Below are 19,374 nucleotides of genomic sequence, written 5' to 3'. Positions count from 1 at the left end.
GCGTGGCCGCGCATCGATGCGGTTTGCGGGATACTCCCGCGCGCCCGGTTCACGACGCGTGTGCGATGGCCATCCGAACCGGCCTTCGCGACATCGTCAGCATTCCGGAATGTTGGTGCGGCTATGTTCAGAACCACGCGTCGCGCATGTCGAGCGTCGTCGTGTCGACGCTCGACAGCAGATCGAGCTGTGCGTCCACTTTCGGCAACTCCCAGCGGAAGAAGTAACGGGCGGCCGCACGCTTGCCGTCGTGGAAATCGCCGGCTTGCCCGTGCGCGGCGAGCGTCACGTCGAGCCACAGCCACGCGACGACGAGATGGCCGAACGCTTCCAGATAGACACTCGCGTTCGCGAGCCGCGCCTGCTGATCGCCGATCGCGCCGAGCTGTCGCGTGACGTCGACCAGCCGCGACCAGCGCCGCGCCAGCGCATCGGCCTGCTCCGGCAGGCCGGCATCGAGCGCCCGCGCGCGTTCGACGCTCGCGCCGATTCTCCCGTCGAGTGCGCGCAGCAGCGCGCCATCGTCCTGCGCGACCTTGCGGCCCAGCAGGTCGAGCGCCTGGATTCCGTGCGTGCCTTCGTGTATCGGGTTGAGCCGATTGTCGCGATAGAGCCGCTCGACCGCGTAATCGCGCGTGTAGCCGTAGCCGCCGTGCACCTGGATCGCGAGGTCGTTCGCCGCGAGACACCATTGCGACGGCCAGCTTTTCGCGATCGGCGTCAGGATGTCGAGCAGCCGCCCGGCCTGGGCGCGCACGGTCGCGTCGTCGTGCGCGCGTGCTTCGTCGACCAGCTTCGCGCAGTACAGGATCAGCGCGAGACCGCCTTCGACATAGGCCTTCTGCGCGAGCAGCATGCGCCGCACGTCCGGATGCTCGACGATCGGCGCCTGCGGCGCGGCGGCATCCTTGCCCGCCGGCCCCAGCGGACGCCCTTGAGGCCGGTTCCGCGCGTAGTCGAGCGCATGCAGATAACCCGTGTAGCCGAGCGCCACCGCGCCCGCGCCGACGCCGATGCGCGCCTCGTTCATCATGTGGAACATGTACGCGAGGCCGTGGTTCGGCTGGCCGACCAGATAACCGATCGCACCCGCCCGCCCTTCCGGCCGGTAGCGCGTGCCTTCGCCGAAGTTCAGCAGGCAGTTGGTGGTGCCGCGGTAGCCCATCTTGTGGTTCAGCCCGGCGAGCGCCACGTCGTTGTGCTCGCCCTGCGCGGCGCCGTCGGTACCGGGCAGGTACTTGGGCACGATGAACAGCGAGATGCCGCGCGTGCCGGGCAGCAGCCGGCCGTGTTCGTCGGGGATCTTCGCGAGCACGAGGTGGACGATGTTCTCCGTCAACTCGTGTTCGCCGCCCGAGATCCACATCTTGTTGCCGGTCAGCCGGTAGCGCGGGCCGAGCGGCGAGTCGCACTCGAAATCCGCGCGCGTCGCGATGTCGGACAGCGACGACCCGGCTTGCGGCTCGGACAGGCACATGGTGCCGAAGTAGCGCCCTTCCAGCTCCGGGCGCGCGAACGCGTCGATCTGCGCGGGGGTGCCATGCGCGACGAGCAGGTTCGCGTTGGCGACGGTCAGGAACGGATAGGCGGCGGTCGCGATGTTCGCGGCCTGGAAGAACAGGAACGACGCGGCTTCGACCAGCTTCGGCAAGCGCATGCCGCCGAGCGCTTCGTCGTGGCCCGCGGCGATCAGCCCGGCGTCCGCGAAGGCGCGCACGGCCGGCTCGACGTCCGGGATCAGCGTCACGCGCTCGCCGTCGAAGTGCGGTTCCTCGCGATCGCCTCGTGCCGCATGCGGCGCGAACAGGTCTTCGGCAATCCGCTCGCTGGTATCGAGCACCGCGTCGAACGTCTCGCGACTGTGCTCCGCGTAGCGCGGCAGCGCGACGAGCGCCTCCGCGTCGAGCCAGTCGTACAACAGGAACGCGAGATCGCGTCGCGACATCAACAAGCTCATCGTGCTGCCTCCCGGGGGCCGGCTTCGTCAGCCGAATGAAGGGTTCCGTGATTGCGAATGCTGGCAGGAATTTAGCACGGTCGTTCGCAAACAACAACGACGGATGAGCTAGTCGGCGTACCCCGGATTGCGTCGATCGAGCCGGCGCAGCAGCCCGGGCCAGACGAGCGCGCCGGCCCCCATGCCGCGCGTCACCGCGGCGATCTGCTGCTTGATGCCGTCGAGAATCGGCTGTGCGATCGGCAACAGCGCGGTGCCGCCGGCCTGCGCGCGCACCTGGATCATGCAGGCCGCTTCGAAGAAGTACATCGCGACGAACGCGTCTGCCGGCGTCGCCCCGACGGTCAGCAGGCCGTGGTTGCGCAGCATCAGGTTCGTGTGGGCGCCGAGGTCGCGCACGAGGCGCGCCTTTTCGCCTTCGTTGAGCGCAATGCCCTCGTAGTCGTGATAGCCGAGCGACGCCAGCACGCCGAGCGACTGCTGCGACAGCGGCAGCAACCCGCCCTCCTGTGCCGACACGGCGACGCCGTTGACCGAATGCGTATGCATCACGCACAGCGCGTCGTCGCGGGCCGCGTGCACCGCGCTGTGGATGGTGAAGCCGGCCGGGTTGATCTCGTACGGCGATTCGGACACCTTGCGTCCTTCGAGATCCACCTTCACCAGCGACGATGCCGTGATCTCGTCGAACATCATGCCGTACGGGTTGATCAGGAAATGATGCTCCGGGCCGGGGATGCGCGCGGAAATATGGGTGAACACGAGATCGTCCCAGCCGAACAGCGCGGTGAGGCGGTAAGCCGCCGCCAGGTTGACTCGCGCGTCCCATTCGGTCGGGGAAACTGCCTGCTTCACGCTGATATCGGATGAGGCCACGTCGACACTCCTTGTTCAAGGATGGATGCGTACCGGGCCGCACGATACGGCCCGGCCCGGGGATTGCGTCACCCCGCGCGGGGCTTCGCGAGCTGATCGGCAACCGGCAGGCTGCGGATGCGCGTGCCGGTCGCCGCGAAGATCGCATTGGTCAGCGCGGGCGCGACGGGCGGCAGGCCCGGCTCGCCCACGCCGCCGAGCGGTGTCGCGAAATCGTCGGGCGCGACGAGATGCACGCGGATTTCACGCGGCGCCTCGTTCATTCTCAGCACCTGGAAACCGTTGAAGTTGCTCTGCTCCGGATGGCCGTCCTTGAACGTGATCTCGCCGTGCAGCGCGATGCCCAGCCCCATCACCACCGCCCCCTCGAGCTGCGAGCGTACGCGCTCCGGATTGACCTGCGGCCCGCAGTCGATCGCGATGTCGACCCGCGGCACCGTGATCTTGCCGTCGGCATCGACCTGCACCTCGCACACCGCCGCCGTATACGACACGAAGCTGCGGTGCGCGGCGATCCCGAGCCCGCGCCCCTTCGGCAGCCTGCGCCCCCAGCCCGCCTCGCGCGCGACCGTCTCCACCACGCGCCGCAGCCGCCCGGTGTCGACCGGATACAGCGCCGGGTCCTCGCCGTAGTTCACGTTCTTCACCGTGATGTGCGGCTCGAAACGCCGTGCGGGCCCGATCAGTTCGAGCAGGAAATCCTTCGGGTCGCGGCCGGCCGCGTGCGCCAGCTCCGACACGAAACTCTGGATTCCGAACGCATGCGGGATGTTGTAGACCGAGCGGAACCAGCCGATCCGCGTGTGCGCCTGCGCGGCCGGATTCTCGATCCGCACGTTCGGGATCGCGAACGGCAGGTCCGCGATCCCCTGCGCGAGCTCGCCCGCCTGCTCGTGCACGACGCCGGCCCTGAAGGTCGACTGGATCGACGGCGCAACCGTGCGATGCTGCCACGCGACCACTTTCCCCGACGCATCGATCCCGCCGTCGAACGCTTCGAGCGACACGGCATGGAAGTAGTCGTGCGCGAGGTCGTCCTCGCGCGTGAACGTCAGCTTGACCGGCGCGCCGACCGCCTTCGACAGCAGCGCCGCCTCCACCACGTAGTCGGGCTTCGACTTGCGGCCGAAACCGCCGCCGAGCAGCGTCACGTTGACCGTCACGCGCTCGCCCGGCAACCCGAGCGCCTTCGCGACCTCGTCGCGCGTGGTCTGCGGCGCCTGCGTGCAGGTCCACACTTCGCATCGGCCGTCCGCCACGCGCGCGACGGCCGCGGGCGGCTCCATCGTCGCGTGTGCGAGATGCGGGATGTAGTAGGTCGCACGCACGCGTTTCGCGGCGCCGGCCAGCGCCGCCGCCGCGTCGCCGTCGTTGCGGATCACGTCGCCCGGTTGGGCCGCAGCCGCTTCGAGCGTCTTCCGATACGCGGCCGAGTCGTAGTTCGCATTGGGCCCGTGCTTCCAGTCGATCTTGAGTTGCGCGCGTGCCTGGATCGCCGTCCACGTGTCGCGCGCGACGACGGCCACGCCGCCGAGCGGCTGGAAGCCGGACGGCAGCGGCGTCGACGCGAGCGGCACGACCTTGACGACACCCGGCAGCTTCTCCGCCGCCGACGCGTCGAACGACGCCATCGTGTCCCCGTAGGCCGGCGGGCGCGCGACGACCGCGTACAGCATGCCGTCGAGCCGCGTGTCGATCCCGTAGTGCGCGCGGCCGGCGACGATGTCGCGTCCGTCGATCAACGCCGTTTCGCCCTTGCCGATATAGCGGAATTCGGCTGGCGCTTTCAGCGGCACCGTCGCCGGATCGGGTGCCGGCAACGCGGCCGCTTTCGCCGCCAGTTCGCCGAAGCCGAGCTTGCGTCCGCTCTTCGTGTCGACGACCTCATGCACGGTTGCCTTGACCTGCCGCGCATCGACGCCCCACGCCGCGGCGGCAGCCTGTTCGAGCATCGTGCGCGCCGCCGCGCCCGCGCGGCGCAACGCGGCGAAGCTCTGGCGCAAGCTGCGCGAGCCGTCGGTGTTCTGGTTGCCGTAGCGCGGCTCGTCGCCGACGGCCTGTGCGACCTTCACGCGCGCCCAGTCCGCGCCCAGCTCGTCCGCCACCACGAGCGCGACGCTCGTGCGCACACCCTGCCCCATCTCGGAGCGGATGCAGGTCACGGTGACCGTGCCGTCGGGTGCGATCGCGACGAACAGGTGCGGATCGTCGCGCAACCCGTGCGGCATTCCCGCGCCGCCGTATCGCGGATCTGCACTGACGGGCGGCTGGTTCGGCACGGCCGCGCGCACGAGCGACGGCACGCCGAACGCGAGCAGCAACCCGCCGGACGCAAAGCCGAGCAGCAGCGCGCGACGGCTTTCGTTATGGACGGAGAGTTCGGGCGCGCTCATGCGGCACCTCCGCGGCGCACGGCCAGGCGGATCGCCGCGCGTATGCGCGTGTAGGTGCCGCAGCGACAGATGTTGCCGGACATCGCATCGTCGATGTCGGCGTCGGTCGGATGGGGATTCGTCTTCAGCAACGACGCGGCCTGCATGATCTGCCCGGACTGGCAGTAGCCGCACTGCGCGACGTTCAGTTCCTGCCACGCCTGCTGCAGCGGATGGGTCAGATCGGTCGACAGGCCCTCGATCGTCGTCACGCGCTTGCCGGAAGCGGCCGCGACCGGGGTGATGCACGACCGGATCGCGACGCCGTCGACGTGCACGGTGCATGCGCCGCACAGTGCCATCCCGCAGCCGAACTTGGTGCCGGTGTGGCCGAGGACATCGCGCAGATACCAGAGCAACGGCATGTCGGGATTGCCGTCGAAGTGCTGCTCGCTACCGTTGACGGTCAGCGTGATCATCGTTCACCTCCTGGTTGCGATGCCCGCTTCGGGCAGGCATCGGGTGGGGATTCGAACGGCGCGGCGCACATTCCGAACAACCAGGCAGGGCGCCGTGTCGTGGGCCGTGTTGCCTGCAGGCACGGCCCGGCGGATGCTGCAAACGATGCGGCGGCCCGGTTGCCTGCGCAACATGGCAACGAATTCCCGGCCGCTCGCTCGTCCGCATGGATCGCCGATCCGCATTATCGAACCATTTCGGATTTGCCGTCGGATCAGGGGGATTCGGGCGTTTCAGGTAATCGGAGCGGGAAATTTGCCCGGAGATGGCGGGCCGCGACCGGTCACGCTTGCCGGAGAGATGGGCGGGTGATTCAGGTTTCGATGTTTCGATACGCGGCCGCAGGCGGTTCGCTCTCGTTCTTGCACGGCGACTGCCCACGTTCGCCGGGCGCTTCGGTACGGCGGCAGCAAAGCCGGACGACCAGACCCACCCTGTGCAATCAGCGGGCCGAGAAACCGGAAATGATCGATCGCGCAAACGCAAACGTCCGGCCGGCCGCCCGGCCGGACCGGATCATCCCGCGATTGCAACGAGCGGTTCGGACGCTAGCGCGACGCGATGCTCACCGCGACCTCAACGCCTGCAACCCCAACGTGAGCGCGTTGAACGGCATTTCCGCCGTCCCCATCGAAAAGCTCGTCACCTTCGAGGGTACCCCCGGATTACGCATCAGCGCATGAACGATCCGCTCGCTCGCATGACCGTCGCCGTACGGATTGCTCGCGCGCGCCATTTCCCCGTAAGCGCTCTCGCTGTCGAACAGCCGCGAGGCTTCCCACACGATCCGCTCCTGATCGGTACCGACGAGCCGCGCGGTACCGGCCTGGATCGCCTCGGGCCGCTCCGTCGTCTCGCGCGTGACGAGCACCGGCTTGCCCAGCGCGGGCCCTTCTTCCTGAATGCCGCCCGAATCGGTGATGATGAAATGCGCGCGCGACATCAGGAATACGAACGACAGATATTCCTGCGGCTCGATCAGATAGATGTTCGGCATGTTACCGAGCCGGGCGCGCGCCGGCTCCCGCACGTTCGGATTCATGTGCAGCGGATAGACGAACTGGGCGTCGGGGTAACGCTTCGCGAGCGTGCACAGCGCATCGCAGAAATTCTGGAACGGCTCGCCGAAACTTTCACGTCGATGGCCCGTGATCAGCACCACGCGCCGCGACGGCTCGAGAAACGGAAACTGTCCGGCGACCTTCTCCGTCAGCGCCGTCGTGCAGTCCAGCATGCGCTTGACCTCGTGCAGCGCATCGATCACGGTATTGCCGGTCAGCACGACCGCCCCGCCCGGCACGCCCTCGCTGAGCAGGTTGTCGCGTGCCTGCCCGGTCGGCGCGAAATGCCACGACGATACCGCGTCGGTCACGCGGCGGTTCAACTCCTCCGGCCACGGCGACCAGATGTCGCCGCTGCGCAAGCCGGCCTCCACATGCCCGACCGGCAAATAACGGTAGAACGCCGCCAGACTGACCGCGAGCGTGGTCGTCGTATCGCCGTGCACCAGCACGACGTCCGGGCGCAACTCGTCGAAGACGACGCCGATTGCCTGCAGAATGCCGGTCGTCACGTCGGTCAGCGTCTGGCTTTGCCGCATCACGTTGAGATCGTAGTCGGGCTTGATGTCGAACAGCGTCAGCACCTGATCGAGCATTTCGCGGTGCTGTGCGGTCACGCATACCCTGGCGTCGACACCCGCCTGTGCTTTTAATGCACGCACCAGCGGTGCCATCTTGATGGCCTCCGGCCGAGTCCCGAACACAAGCAAAATCTTTTTCATCGTTATCCTCGTAGACCCATATCGCGCTGAATGACCCTGCTCGCGGCGCGAAGCATGTAATCAGACGGCACCTTCCGTACTCGCACGCGATCGACACACTGCAGTGTCGCGGAGCGAGCGCGCCGCCCTGTCCACGTGGTCTGCGCCACGCGAATCGTCGTACTACCGGCGTCTCGTTGCACTTGATCAGTCACGTCATGAGTCGTTCCTCGCTTGGCCAGGCGTCACGTCCGTTCGTCACGTCCCCCTCCACTACAGCAATATTCAAACCAGTCGTATCGCGGCCGCGTCCGGTTCGCACCGCATGCACCGCGCACACGCGATGCACGATGAAATGTTTCACAACTGCTACGTGTGTCGCATCGACCGTCAAGCGCGATACAGGCAAAAATCCGGGCAGTTTCATGACCCCTTCAACGGCGTCGTCCGACGAATCGAGGACGCGTGTCGCGCATTCATTTCGTATCGGATCTCACGGATCTGTCGAAGCGCGTTGCGTTTACTCGATCCGCCACTTTTGTCTGTGCAGCGGACGGCACCATCGGCCGCTCGGCCGCGATCCCGCGCGAGGGATTTACCCGGCATGCAACGTCCTTCACGTCGCACGAATCGATGCATGCGAAATGTTGCGAATGTGTAACGCTGGTCCGGAACGGGGCGGATACATCGACACGCGGTCCATGCAGCGCATGCGGCTGCATGAATCGCACGGGCACCCCGGCCGATGCGCACACAACGAACGACGCAACGTGCATCACCGCGCAAAGTCACGCTGCCGGCGCGGCACACGTTCGACAGACAATTCGCTGGACGCATCGAATGTGCGGGCTGCAATCCTGGTCGCGCGCGGGCAATCGGCCTGCACGCGGGCTGATTCTTCGATGAATCAAAATCCGCCGCCGCCGTCCGCGCCACGCCCCCGGCCTTCGTCCCTGCCCCTTGCTGCGCGCGGCATCGCGGCAGATGGCTCACGCCTTGCTTAATGACAGTCAGGTGGACCTCGAAGCACGCGCCAGACAGCGGACGAACGGGGACGCCCAAGCAACGAAGCCGGGAGGAAACGCGGCGCGTCCGCCGGGAGCGAAAGACCAGCGCTCCCGCGCACCGCACGTGCCGACGTGTCCCGTTGCAATGCGCGATCCGCGAGCCAGGTTCAGGCTCCGATGCAGGGAACTGCCTCGTGGACGCACATCCCGGTACGAGCCTCGGGTTCACCCGCATCACCGTGAACCGAGCCGCAACGTCGACACGCTTGCCAGGCGCGACGCGGCCAACGCCGCGCCCGGCGACGATTGCACAGGACCCCGCGCAGGAGCCCAGGACATGAAACGGCCCGCGCTTTCCCCGACCGCACGCTCGCACGTCGCGGCCACCGTCGCGCTGTGTCGCCTGTGGCACGTCGCCTGCTGTCTCGCCGCGTGCGGCTTCGCACTGCACGCGAGCGCCGCCGAACTCCGGCTCGAAGGGCTGTACCAGCGCACGGACGGTGCGATCACCGTGCGCCTGAACGGCGTCGGCATCGATCCGTATTTCGCGGCAAAAGCGCTGCTCGCCGCGTCCGACGCGCAACTCGACGCCCGTCAGGCCGCACTCGCGTGGATCGCATGGTTGCTGCCGCGCCAGCGCCCGGATGGCGGCTTCGATCGCTACTGCGTGAAGGAAGGCCGCTACCGCTCATGCGCCGAAGCGGAAACCGACGACGCGATGATGGCGACCTGGATCGAATTGCTTGCCCGCTTCGCGCCGCCCGGCGGCTTGCCCGCCGCGTGGGAACTCAGCCTGAACCGCGCCGCCATGCATCTGGAGACGCTGCTCGACAAGCCCTCCGGCGTGTATCAGATCTCGTCTTCGCTGCACGTCGCGCTGCTGATGGACAACGTCGAGGTACACAGCGCGTTCCAGGCACTCGAGGCGTACTACGTCCGGCGCGCCGACTACACGCATGCGGGCCCGTGGAGCCTGCGCGCCGACCAGCTTGCCTCCGCGATCCTGAAAGTGTTCTGGCGCGGCACGGCATCCGGTTTTCGCGCCAGCACGCAGCAGGTCAGCGATGCGAGTTTTTATCCGGCGAAGATCGCGCAGATCCTCCCGCTCCTGTCCGGCATTCAGGTTCCCGAACAATCCGGCGAGGCGATCTATGCACGGTGGATTCGGAAGTACGGCAAGAGCTGGCCGCAACTTGCCAACACCGACTACCCGTGGAGCCTGATCGCGCTGGTCGCGGTCAAGATGAACGATTGGAGCACGGTTGCCTGCTGGCAAGCGCGATCGGGGCCATACCGGCACGGCGCGCACTGGAACGTACTGGAGGAGTCGCTTTATCTGGCATTCGAAAGCCGGATGGCCGATCCCGTCATACCCGCTCGATGCGGGCTCACGACGGCGGCGGCAACGGCAACGGCAACCGCATCGCGCTGACGCAACGGCGCGTGCGGTCCATGATGGCTAAACGGGAAGGAGACGTGTCATGTGTGGCATCGTCGGCGCAGTCGCGCAACGGGACATCGTCCCGATTCTGATTGAAGGTCTGCGTCGCCTCGAATATCGCGGCTACGATTCATGCGGCGTGGCGACGGTCGTCGACGGCCAGGCGCGCCGCGAGCGCAGCGTGTCGCGCGTCGCCGATCTCGACGCGCACGTGCGCACCGCCGGCCTGACCGGCAGCACCGGCATCGCGCACACGCGCTGGGCGACGCACGGCGCGCCGGCCACCTGCAACGCGCATCCGATCTTCTCGCGCGACGAAATCGCGCTCGTGCACAACGGCATCATCGAGAACCATGAAACGTTGCGCAAGCAACTTTCCGACGCGCACTACGAATTCGACGGCCAGACCGACACCGAGGTCGTCGCGCACCTGATCCACAGCAAGTATCGCGGCGACCTGCTCGCCGCCGTGCGCGCGGCAACGTCGCAACTTCACGGTGCGTACGCGATCGCGGTGTTCAGCAAGCACGAGCCGCAGCGGCTGATCGGCGCACGGGTCGGCTCGCCGCTCGTCGTCGGCGTGACGGATGGCGAATGCTTTCTTGCGTCCGATGCGCTCGCGCTCGCCGGCATCACCGACCGCTTCATCTTTCTCGAGGAAGGCGACATCGTCGAGTTGACGCCGGGCGGCGTGCGCATACTCGATCGCGGCGGCGCGCCGGTCGAGCGCGCGGTACAGACCATTTCGTCCGCGCAGGCCGCGGTCGAACTCGGGCCGTACCGGCATTTCATGCAAAAGGAGATATTCGAGCAACCGCAGGCCGTGGCCGCGACCATCCCGGATGCGGGGCTGTTCGATCCGGCCGTATTCGGCCCCGACGCCGCGCGCGCGTTCGAGCAGATCGACAACGTGCTGATTCTCGCGTGCGGCACGAGCCACTATTCCGGCCTGACCGCGCGCCGCTGGCTCGAAACGATCGCGCGCTTGCCGGCCCAGGTCGAGATCGCGAGTGAATACCGTTACAGCGACGCGCTCGCGATGCCGAATACGCTGGTGGTGAGCGTGTCGCAATCCGGCGAGACCGCCGACACGCTCGCCGCGCTGAAGTATGCGCAGGCGCTCGGCCATATCGATACGCTGGCGATCTGCAACGTGCCGACCAGCGCGATGATGCGGCAGGCAGGACTGCGCTTCCTGACGCGGGCTGGCCCGGAAATCGGCGTCGCGTCGACCAAGGCATTCACGACGCAGCTCGTCGCGCTGTTCATTCTCGCCGTTACGCTCGGGCGGCTGCGCGGCTACGTCGACGATGCGCAGCTCGCGCGCTACACGATGCAATTGCGGCGGCTGCCCGGCGCGCTCGAGGAGGTGCTTGGGCTCGAGCCGCAGATCGAGCGCTGGGCGGCGGAATTCTCGCAGCACGAGAATGCGCTGTTCCTCGGGCGCGGGCTGCACTACCCGATCGCGCTCGAAGGTGCGTTGAAGCTGAAGGAGATTTCGTACATCCACGCGGAGGCGTATCCCGCGGGCGAGCTCAAGCACGGGCCGCTCGCGCTCGTGACGCACACGATGCCCGTCGCGACGATCGCGCCGAACGATGCGCTGCTCGAGAAGCTGAAGTCGAACATGCAGGAAGTGCGGGCGCGCGGCGGGCAGCTTTACGTGTTCGCCGACGCCGATACGCGGATCGACAACAGCGAAGGCGTGTCGGTGCTGCGGATGCCGGATTATTACGGGTTGTTGTCGCCGATCCTGCACGTCGTGCCGCTGCAGTTGCTCGCGTATCACGCGGCGTGTTTGCGCGGCGCGGATATCGACAAGCCGAGGAATCTGGCGAAATCGGTTACGGTGGAGTGACGGGAGGTGGGTACCGCGGGCGGACTGGTGAAGGTCTGCAAGTGCCGAGACTGGGTCGCCCTACACGACTCGAACGTGTGACTGTGTTTGGCGACTTCCAGTCTCCCGGACTCAGTCCGGATGAACCATCGATACAACCTGTTGAAGCTTCACAGTTGACCGGCGGTATCGTGCGACTGCCGAGAATACGAAGCCGGCCTTGCCATGCAAAAACTCAACTGCGCACCTGCTCGCCCTTTATAAAGGCAATCAGGGCGCGCAGAGCCTGCGAAACATGGCGATGACCCGGATAGTAAAGACACAGCCCCGGAAAAGGCGGACACCAGTCGTCAAGAACGCGTTCGAGCCGCCGGTCACGCAAGGCTTCGATGACGAGGTGGTCGGGAACGAAGGCGATGCCGATGCCATCCACGGCAGCGTCGACCATCAGCGGTTGGTCCGTCAGAGTAAGCGGACCCGAAACATCGATGGTCTCGCTGACGCCGCGTCGCTCGAATTCCCACTGGTAGATCGCCCCGCTCTCGAAGCGAAAGCGAATACAGTCGTGTCGATAAAGATCGTGCGGCGTAATGGGACGTCCATGTTCAGCGAAATACGCGGGCGACGCGACTGCTGCGAAACGAACGTTGCCCATGAGCGGAACGGCCACCATGTCCTGCGGCACGGCCTCGGCCAGTCGGATGCCCGCGTCGAATCCCGCTGCAACGATGTCACCGAGGCGGCCGTCGCTCACGACGTCGAGATGCACGTCCGGATACGACTTCAGGAAGCTTGCCAGGATGGGACGCAGGATGAGGCGGATTGCGCCTTCGCTTGCATTGATGCGCACGGTTCCGCTGGGAGCCACGCGTAGATCGTCGACTTCGCGCATCGCTTCGTCAATGATCGAAACCGCCGGCCGGAGTTTGGCTGCCAGACGCTCGCCGGCCTCGGTGAGCGAGGTGCTGCGAGTCGTTCGATTCAGGAGCCGGACGCCCAGACGGCGCTCGAGCGCTTTTACCGAATGACTGACCGCTGACGGCGTGATCTCGAGTTCGGTCGCTGCTGCGCGAAAGCTTCGTCGTGTTGCAACGGCCAGGAACACGGTGAAAGAGAAAAAATCGACGTTCCTTGATTGGTGAGCAACTCTCATCGTGTCATCAAGCATTGGTGATCTTGTTTTGATACTAGGGGCTCCCTACACTGGGTGCAACCATTTCAGTCAAGGAGCGCAAGATGTCTCGAAAGATATTGATCACGGGTGCCAGTTCAGGTTTTGGTCGTGGTGCGGCAATTGAACTTGCGCGCCTTGGCCACCATGTCGTGGCGACGGCCGATACGTGGCCGCAGGTTCGCAGCCTGCGTGCGGACGCAGCCGAGGCCGGTGTGGTGCTCGAGGTGATCAAGCTGAATCTGCTCGACGCGATCGACATCGCTCACGCAGGCTCGTTCGATCCCGATGTCCTGGTGCTGAACGCCGGCGTCATGGAAGGCGGATCGATCGTCGACATCCCGATGCAGCGCGTTCGGGAGTCCTTCGAAATCAACGTCTTCGGCCATCTTCAACTGGTACAGGCGATCGTGCCGAAGATGGTGGCGCGCAGGTCCGGAAAAGTCGTATGGACCTCGTCGATGGGGGGCATTCTGGTTGTCCCGTTTGTGGGTGCCTACTGCGCGACCAAGCATGCGATCGAGGCCATCGCCGGGTCGATGAAAGCGGAACTCGAACCCTTTGGCGTCAAAGTCGCGACCGTGAATCCAGGCGTTTTCGGTACCGGATTCAACGACACTGGCGCCGAAAGCTACGTGCAGTGGTACGACGCCGATTCCGCCGTTGTGCCGATGCCGGATTTCGGCGACAGCCTGATGAACCAGGCGGATCCCAAGGAGATGATCGACGCCATGGTCGAGATCATTCCGGCCGATACGCATTTGTATCGAACCATGCGCCCGTTAGCGACGATTGACGCCGCGAAGCAGTGGCAAGAGACGGAGTGGACGCAAAATGCCTGAGCTCACGTTGGAGCGCGCGGATCGGATCGTGGCCCAGGGGCGTGCCGCAGCCCAGGACGCGGGCCTCAATGCCGTGTTTGCAATTCTGGATGCGGGTGCGCACCTGGTCACTTTCTCGCGGATGGACGGGGCATGGCTTGCGTCGAATGAACTGTCGATAGCGAAGGCCCGGGCGTCGGTGATGTTCCGGGCGCCGAGCGAAGCGCTCAATGTTCCGTGGCAAGCGGGCCAGCCAGTTCCACACTTCGATCACATCCATGCAGGCGGGCTGTTGCTGATGGGGGGAGGAGTGCCTCTCGTGGATGGCGATGGCCAGCTGATCGGCGCACTCGGCGTGTCCGGCGGTACGCCCGAGCAAGATGCTGCACTCGCTCGGGCTGCGATTGCCCGTGCGCTGGAGTAGGCGCGATTCCGATACCCCGGCTACCGCGTCGAATCCGTGGAGACACATCTCGGTTTCGTCGGCAGTGACCTGCGGCGGAATTTCGTAGCCGGTCAGGCGGCGAGTCTCTCGACGAACCCGTTTTGCCACGGACTGCCCGGTGCGATGAAGGCCGGACCGCTGGCAGCATCTCGCAGCCAGCGCATAACCTTGGCAGCGGTAAATTCGTCGCCGCCAGACCGAATGAACGCGGATTCGCCGTACAGCCGCATCAGTCCCGACGGCGTCAGGATAACGTCCTGCGACCGCAGGCTGGCCCATCGAGCGTCGGAAGCGTAAGCCCCCGTTCGGCGGCAATCTCGACCAGACAGGCATATGCAACATCTGGCTTGCGACGTGTACGTGCCGGAGAAGTACCTTGTCTCATTGTCTTCAGAATTGAGCAGTCACCTGAAAACCGAGCGTTACTCGAGCAGTCGGAAAACCCGACGGCTTGTAGACGGGCGTACCCGCGAAGAGATCGTAGCCGTATCCGCCGAACCGAGTCGTGACACTGCCCTTGACGCCAATCACTGCACCGGCGAGCTGCGTGCCAACCAAGGCAACCGGCTCTGGCCCCCAGACCCGACCGTAGTCGAGACCAGCATAGGCCGATAGCCCGGTCTGCGCGATGGGAACCTGCAATTCGTTGCGCCAGTAGAACCCGCGCGATCCCGCCAACAGCGTTTCACCGTCGAATCCCCGCACGGTATAACGACTGCCGATCGTGACGCTATCGAGGTATGAAACCGTATTGCCGGTGTACTGACCATGAAAGGTCGTCACATATTTGAACGGCTGCGTACCGATGACGAACGGTGTCGACAGATTCGCATCGAGCACGACCATCTTGAATCTGTAAGTCTGTCCACCCTCCGCCGCGAACATGCTGTCGGTCGAGCCGAGCCAGCCCAAGCCCTGACGATAGGCAAGCGAGCCGTCGAACTGCGACGAGCCGAAATAGTGCCGGTCGTTCAGCCCGAATTCGAGAAAGGTTGCGTTCTGGTGCGATGACGGAATCGTCGTACCTTCGATGTAGCTGTCGCCGAAACGGCGCGTCAGGCGAACCTGCGCACCGAACACATCGTTTCGGCTGCGTGCCAACACGCGGTTAAGCTTGAAGTCGACCGTCTTCATGTTGCCGCTGGCAACGAACGTCTGGTTCACGGCCGCGAGCGGTTGAAAGTACGTGCTGGTATAGGCCGACAGTGTGCCGGTCCAATAGCCCCAAGGAATCGAGTAGAACGCGTTCCAGCCGTGCGAACCGAAACGCTTGTCGCCGAATTCCAGATCCTGGTTGAAGCCGACGTTGAAGATGTCGTTCAGGCCCAGCGGGTTGTCTATGCCAAGCGACACATTGCCTTGCAGCTTGCCGGTTGCGCGCGTGCCGGAGTTGTCGACGGATGCCACAACGGTCCATGGTTTGCCGCGCTTCACGTCGAGGACGACGTCGCTCTCGCCAGGCATGTCGCCCGGTGCGATCCGCATCGACACATCCTGACTTGAGACGCGCTTCATCTGCTCAAGCCCTTGTTCGATGTCGCGCAGGTTCAACACGTCGCCGTCGCGAGCCGGGAAGGCGGTCTTCCACGTGCCGCGCAACTTATCGTCCTCGAAGCGCACGTGGCGAATCACGCCCGGAATCAGGGCAAGCTTCAATGTGCCGGTGGACAAATCCTGCTCTGGCACGAGCACGCGGGTCGTGATGTAGCCGCGTGCGAGGATGGCTTGCGATAGTCCCTTTACGATCAGGTCGACGCCTTGCTTACCTACGCATTGGCCGGCGTAGTGCGCAAGCCAGTCGCGCGCAAAGGCGAAGCGGTCCATCGGCAAGGCTGACGCGCCTTGCGCCTTTGATGCGGCCGGTAGCGAGTCGGGCACGTCGAGCGCGAAATGATCGATTCGAAAGCACGGTGTTTCGGTCGGCAATACCGGATAGGCTTCCGGGCGCGGCACGTCCGAGCGCACGCCCGGCGCTTGCACGGTGGCTTCTCGCTGCAACGCATCACGGCGCTGCTGAGCTTGCTGATTCTGCTCGGCGTTCGCGCGGGCAGCGGCGGCCTGGTCACTGGGAGACGGCGCCTGTTGTGCTTGCGCAGCAAGCGTGATCAGAGTAGTGATTGGTAAAACCGCCAGCCGTCTGGTCGTTTTCATTTAATTATGTTTTGAATTGACGGGAATAGACAACAAACATCCCCGTTATCGATACAACACTGATCATCAATCCGCATCAGCGCCTTACCATGACTGAGGTTTAAATCAATCCCCCGAAACTCCGAGCCGCGCATCCTGCCGCAACTTCTCAACCAATTGATTCCATACATTCTCGTATAGAGGAAATGATTCCTCAGCCTGAGAAGCAGCTCTAGCCCGCATCACAGTCTCCAGAAAAATTGACAGCCCGTTAGAGTTCAACGATTCCGCTGAGATAAAGCTCACCCCCTCTTCCATAGGAAGGTAAACCTCATCCTTAATCCACATGTCGGACGGGTGAAATTGATCACCGATTCGACTGACCAAATAATCGAACTGACTCGTACTCACAGGGACGCGCACTTCTTTATAAACAACTATCGATCCCGCCATTTTCGCCTCACTTGATCAGAATTTAAATCGACAAATCTAAATTCACAAATCAAATCTCGCAATAACATCGCGAACCTCTTCCTCTCTTTCAGAGAATTCATCCCCAAAGGCCAGCAATGTCACCTTCAATGCATTTCGAAACGCATGGGCGTCAAAGATACTTTCAGATGGCTCAATTCCACTCACATCGGGATCAGCCCACACCTTGTACCCCCCAGGGTGATCTGCGTCTGGGATATGGTCTATTTCCCATCCAGGATCGCCCCCCAATCCCCCATTAGGCTGCAATATCAGAGTGAGCCAACGATCCAGTGGCACTGACTGTGCGACCACCCATGTAAGAACCCAATATAGTAGTTGCTCGGGTCCTTCAACTTCATGCGCATGACCCCACTTCATTTCACACCTCCTATCGGATATGCGGTAGGAACCGACGGAGGCGAACCCGATGTCACTTTGATAGGCACCGCGAACTCAATCCCGTTCACAACCACTTTTTGGCTCGTACTTCCCGTTAGTTGATACTGTACCAAAGCCTTATTTGCCGCCTCACTAGCCATATTCGGCATATCCGGGTATACAGCGGGATCGTAAATCGTCTTCGTAGCTGGTTTTTTGGCACCCGGAAGCTGATACTGAACCTCGTAGATTCCCGGGCCAGTCTGATTTTTAGAAATCACCGCACCACCTGCATCTTGGAGAGCTGATTCAAAATTTACTGCGTCGTGCCCGCCCGAGAGTTGCTTGCCCGACGGCAATGGATTAACTAAGTGATCGGCCAAGTCAGAGCGGACCGTACCACGACCGGCGAAGTCAGCATCCGGCAGTAGTCTATCTGCAGTACCAAGAACGCGAGTTCCAGTTTGAGCGTCGGCCGCACCGACAGCCGCATCAACTGCACCAGCCGTACCGCCTTTGCCGGCGAGACCCAGCGTCGCCAAGACAGGTGTCCAGAACTCCGTGTCGGGGCCGATCGACGTTCCCGACTTATACGGTTTCTTCAACCCGTCGAGGGAAACGTATCCCGGATCACCAGGCGACGCGAATGGCCCGCCGTTCGGAATATTGACGATCACGCCCGCGACGTTGACCATTCCGTTCCAGACACCGGCCTTGGCATCCGAAGCCATCGCAGCAGTCCGATTGAGCAGCCCCTGCAGTCCCGCGATTGTCGCTCGGTCGTCCGTTTTTTGGGGGTCGTTGCCTGCGTTGTAAAGCTCGACGTTCGATGCCATCGCCGCGCCCGCACTGCCACCCACCAGTGCACCACCGACTGTCGCCGCGACGTTCGCAGCAATATTGCCGGCCAGCGACGAACCGGTCGAATCGCCGACCGACTTGCCGATCTTCTCTGCCTGTCCAGCCAACAACGACGACATGCCAGCACCCGCTGCGCCGCCGATTGCCGTGAGCGCAGTGCCGCCGCCGAGCCCGCCGATCAGTGCACCGCCGCCCATCTGCAATTCCGCACGTGACGCCCCGCCCTCGTCCCAGCTCTTCGCCTGGTCAATGTACGACTGCATCGCAACAAGGTCGCCGCGCTCGTAAGCGGCCTTGGCCGCGTCGATCGCATCCTTGCGCTTGCCGTCAGCGTACAACCCGATCCCCTGCGAAATCGTCTGTCCGGCCGCCTGCGCCGCGTTCATCGTATCGGCCTGCTGCGACAACGTCTTTTGCACATCGGGCGTCTTCGAAACGGTCCCGTTCAGGTTCGTCGCATCGCGATTCAGGTTCGCGACGTCCTGCGTCTGCTCGCCCGGCTTCGTGATGTAGATCGTGCCGGCGCTCACCGCGCTCTTCGTCGTCGCGCTCTGATCGCCGCTGTCGTTCTGGAACACCATCGGCGTGACGCCGCCCGCGCCCGACACCGACGACGGTCCGACTGCCTTGGTGCTCACCCCGACCGATGCACCGGCACTGAAACCCGCGCTGTTCGCGCTGTAGTGCGAGTGGTTTTCGATGTCGCTCGTCGTCAACGTGCTGGTCGTCAGGGTGTTTTTCGACGGATCGGCCGTGCTGCCGATATACGCGCCCTTCAGGTCTGTGTTGCCCTTCACGGTCACATCGAACCCGCCTGCGTCCGCCTGGATACCGGCCTGCTCGTTCACGCCCGCATAGTTGCCGTCCGCGTGGCCGTTCTGCGCACTGAAGCTGGCCCCGCCACCGGTCTGGCTGATCGTGAAGCCGCCGCCCGCGCTCGACTGATGCGCAGCGCTCACGGTCGCCTCCTGAGCGCTCGCGACGTTCAGGTTACCGCCCACATCGGCCACGACCTTGTTCGCGTTCGACGCCTTGCTTACCGACGCATTGGCCGGCGTAGTGCGCAAGCCAATCGCGCGCAAAGGTGAAGCGATCCATCGGCAAGGCTGACGCGCCTTGCGCCTTTGACGCGGCCGGTAACGAGTCGGGCACGTCGAGTGCGAAATGATCAATTCGAAAGCACGGTGTTTCGGTCGCCAATACCGGATAGGCTTCCGGGCGAGGCACGTCCAAGCGCACGCCCGGCTGCGGCCTGGTCGTTCGGAGTGGGGGCCTGTTGTGCCCGTGCGGCGAACGGAATGACGACGAAAAGTGACCAAAACG

At 64.3% G+C, this 19,374-nt stretch carries 14 protein-coding genes and 3 pseudogenes; 4 read left to right on the top strand and 13 right to left on the bottom strand.

Going from position 1 to position 19,374, the window contains the following annotated elements:
• Positions 1-127: 127 nt before the first annotated feature.
• The 6 genes from DPV79_RS06460 to DPV79_RS41990 all read right to left on the bottom strand — a co-directional run bounded on the left by DPV79_RS06460 (position 128) and on the right by DPV79_RS41990 (position 7,913).
• Positions 128-1,957 carry an acyl-CoA dehydrogenase gene (locus DPV79_RS06460; protein WP_048025870.1) on the bottom strand — a complete coding sequence of 610 codons (1,830 nt, stop codon included), beginning with the start codon at positions 1,955-1,957 and terminating at the stop codon, positions 128-130.
• 108 nt (positions 1,958-2,065) lie between these two features.
• Complete coding sequence (locus tag DPV79_RS06455; RefSeq protein WP_113045032.1) at positions 2,066-2,833, bottom strand: class II aldolase/adducin family protein; 768 nt, start codon at positions 2,831-2,833, stop codon at positions 2,066-2,068.
• Positions 2,834-2,901: 68 nt separating this feature from the next.
• The gene (locus DPV79_RS06450; protein ID WP_113045031.1) at positions 2,902-5,226 is read right to left on the bottom strand and encodes a xanthine dehydrogenase family protein molybdopterin-binding subunit; all 2,325 of its coding nucleotides are present in this window, start codon (positions 5,224-5,226) and stop codon (positions 2,902-2,904) included.
• Positions 5,223-5,684: a (2Fe-2S)-binding protein gene (locus DPV79_RS06445; RefSeq protein WP_021157241.1), complete on the bottom strand. Its 462-nt coding sequence runs from the start codon at positions 5,682-5,684 to the stop codon at positions 5,223-5,225. The genes DPV79_RS06450 and DPV79_RS06445 overlap by 4 nt, the downstream gene beginning before the upstream one ends.
• Positions 5,685-6,289: 605 nt before the next feature.
• Complete coding sequence (wecB, locus tag DPV79_RS06440) at positions 6,290-7,507, bottom strand: non-hydrolyzing UDP-N-acetylglucosamine 2-epimerase (protein ID WP_059682121.1); 1,218 nt, start codon at positions 7,505-7,507, stop codon at positions 6,290-6,292.
• A gap of 190 nt (positions 7,508-7,697) precedes the next feature.
• Positions 7,698-7,913: a hypothetical protein gene (locus DPV79_RS41990; RefSeq protein WP_133295621.1), complete on the bottom strand. Its 216-nt coding sequence runs from the start codon at positions 7,911-7,913 to the stop codon at positions 7,698-7,700.
• Between the two features lie 917 nt (positions 7,914-8,830).
• On the opposite strand from DPV79_RS41990, the gene DPV79_RS06435 reads away from it, so the two are divergent.
• Both DPV79_RS06435 and glmS read left to right on the top strand, forming a co-directional pair.
• A complete protein-coding gene (locus DPV79_RS06435) occupies positions 8,831-9,925 on the top strand; it encodes a hypothetical protein (RefSeq protein WP_113045030.1) in 1,095 nt (364 codons plus the stop codon).
• 49 nt (positions 9,926-9,974) lie between these two features.
• Positions 9,975-11,792 (top strand): glutamine--fructose-6-phosphate transaminase (isomerizing), encoded by a 1,818-nt coding sequence (gene glmS, locus DPV79_RS06430; protein ID WP_113045029.1) that lies wholly within the window; start codon positions 9,975-9,977, stop codon positions 11,790-11,792.
• Positions 11,793-12,006: 214 nt separating this feature from the next.
• Here glmS and DPV79_RS06425 read toward each other — a convergent pair whose 3' ends face one another.
• The gene (locus DPV79_RS06425) at positions 12,007-12,939 is read right to left on the bottom strand and encodes a LysR family transcriptional regulator (RefSeq protein ID WP_059590014.1); all 933 of its coding nucleotides are present in this window, start codon (positions 12,937-12,939) and stop codon (positions 12,007-12,009) included.
• A 68-nt stretch (positions 12,940-13,007) separates the two neighbouring features.
• Between DPV79_RS06425 and DPV79_RS06420 the strand changes: the two genes are divergently transcribed.
• The gene (locus DPV79_RS06420) at positions 13,008-13,784 is read left to right on the top strand and encodes an SDR family oxidoreductase (protein WP_113045028.1); all 777 of its coding nucleotides are present in this window, start codon (positions 13,008-13,010) and stop codon (positions 13,782-13,784) included.
• Positions 13,777-14,187 carry a GlcG/HbpS family heme-binding protein gene (locus tag DPV79_RS06415; protein WP_059682113.1) on the top strand — a complete coding sequence of 137 codons (411 nt, stop codon included), beginning with the start codon at positions 13,777-13,779 and terminating at the stop codon, positions 14,185-14,187. The genes DPV79_RS06420 and DPV79_RS06415 overlap by 8 nt, the downstream gene beginning before the upstream one ends.
• Positions 14,188-14,294: 107 nt before the next feature.
• Here the strand turns inward: DPV79_RS06415 and DPV79_RS06410 are convergent.
• The 6 genes and pseudogenes from DPV79_RS06410 to DPV79_RS43255 all read right to left on the bottom strand — a co-directional run.
• Positions 14,295-14,483, bottom strand: a pseudogene (locus DPV79_RS06410) (IS3-like element ISBcen23 family transposase); the annotation flags it as partial.
• Positions 14,484-14,598: 115 nt separating this feature from the next.
• Complete coding sequence (locus DPV79_RS06405; RefSeq protein ID WP_113045027.1) at positions 14,599-16,359, bottom strand: ShlB/FhaC/HecB family hemolysin secretion/activation protein; 1,761 nt, start codon at positions 16,357-16,359, stop codon at positions 14,599-14,601.
• 105 nt (positions 16,360-16,464) lie between these two features.
• Positions 16,465-16,791 carry a hypothetical protein gene (locus DPV79_RS43610; protein WP_113045026.1) on the bottom strand — a complete coding sequence of 109 codons (327 nt, stop codon included), beginning with the start codon at positions 16,789-16,791 and terminating at the stop codon, positions 16,465-16,467.
• Positions 16,792-16,833: 42 nt separating this feature from the next.
• Positions 16,834-17,190 carry a hypothetical protein gene (locus DPV79_RS41985; RefSeq protein WP_133295620.1) on the bottom strand — a complete coding sequence of 119 codons (357 nt, stop codon included), beginning with the start codon at positions 17,188-17,190 and terminating at the stop codon, positions 16,834-16,836.
• A gap of 736 nt (positions 17,191-17,926) precedes the next feature.
• Positions 17,927-19,076, bottom strand: a pseudogene (locus tag DPV79_RS06395) (cell surface protein); the annotation flags it as partial.
• A pseudogene (locus DPV79_RS43255) lies at positions 19,075-19,351 on the bottom strand (ShlB/FhaC/HecB family hemolysin secretion/activation protein); the annotation flags it as partial. The pseudogenes DPV79_RS43255 and DPV79_RS06395, both read right to left, overlap by 2 nt.
• Between the last annotated feature and the right edge of the window lie 23 nt (positions 19,352-19,374).

This window comes from Burkholderia reimsis, assembly GCF_003294055.1.
GTDB classification, from domain to species: domain Bacteria; phylum Pseudomonadota; class Gammaproteobacteria; order Burkholderiales; family Burkholderiaceae; genus Burkholderia; species Burkholderia cepacia.
The sequence above is the reverse complement of the archived record's forward strand: the minus strand, read 5'-3'. Positions and strand labels throughout refer to the sequence as shown.

Bases quoted from the DNA above. Each gene is read 5' to 3' on its own strand.
- DPV79_RS06460 (WP_048025870.1), bottom strand. From the start codon at position 1,957: ATGAGCTTGTTGATGTCGCGACGCGATCTCGCGTTCCTGTTGTACGAC.
- DPV79_RS06450 (WP_113045031.1), bottom strand. From the start codon at position 5,226: ATGAGCGCGCCCGAACTCTCCGTCCATAACGAAAGCCGTCGCGCGCTG.
- DPV79_RS06445 (WP_021157241.1), bottom strand. From the start codon at position 5,684: ATGATCACGCTGACCGTCAACGGTAGCGAGCAGCACTTCGACGGCAAT.
- wecB (WP_059682121.1), bottom strand. From the start codon at position 7,507: ATGAAAAAGATTTTGCTTGTGTTCGGGACTCGGCCGGAGGCCATCAAG.
- DPV79_RS41990 (WP_133295621.1), bottom strand. From the start codon at position 7,913: ATGAAACTGCCCGGATTTTTGCCTGTATCGCGCTTGACGGTCGATGCG.
- DPV79_RS06435 (WP_113045030.1), top strand. From the start codon at position 8,831: ATGAAACGGCCCGCGCTTTCCCCGACCGCACGCTCGCACGTCGCGGCC.
- glmS (WP_113045029.1), top strand. From the start codon at position 9,975: ATGTGTGGCATCGTCGGCGCAGTCGCGCAACGGGACATCGTCCCGATT.
- DPV79_RS06425 (WP_059590014.1), bottom strand. From the start codon at position 12,939: ATGCTTGATGACACGATGAGAGTTGCTCACCAATCAAGGAACGTCGAT.
- DPV79_RS06420 (WP_113045028.1), top strand. From the start codon at position 13,008: ATGTCTCGAAAGATATTGATCACGGGTGCCAGTTCAGGTTTTGGTCGT.
- DPV79_RS06415 (WP_059682113.1), top strand. From the start codon at position 13,777: ATGCCTGAGCTCACGTTGGAGCGCGCGGATCGGATCGTGGCCCAGGGG.
- DPV79_RS06405 (WP_113045027.1), bottom strand. From the start codon at position 16,359: ATGAAAACGACCAGACGGCTGGCGGTTTTACCAATCACTACTCTGATC.
- DPV79_RS43610 (WP_113045026.1), bottom strand. From the start codon at position 16,791: ATGGCGGGATCGATAGTTGTTTATAAAGAAGTGCGCGTCCCTGTGAGT.
- DPV79_RS41985 (WP_133295620.1), bottom strand. From the start codon at position 17,190: ATGAAGTGGGGTCATGCGCATGAAGTTGAAGGACCCGAGCAACTACTA.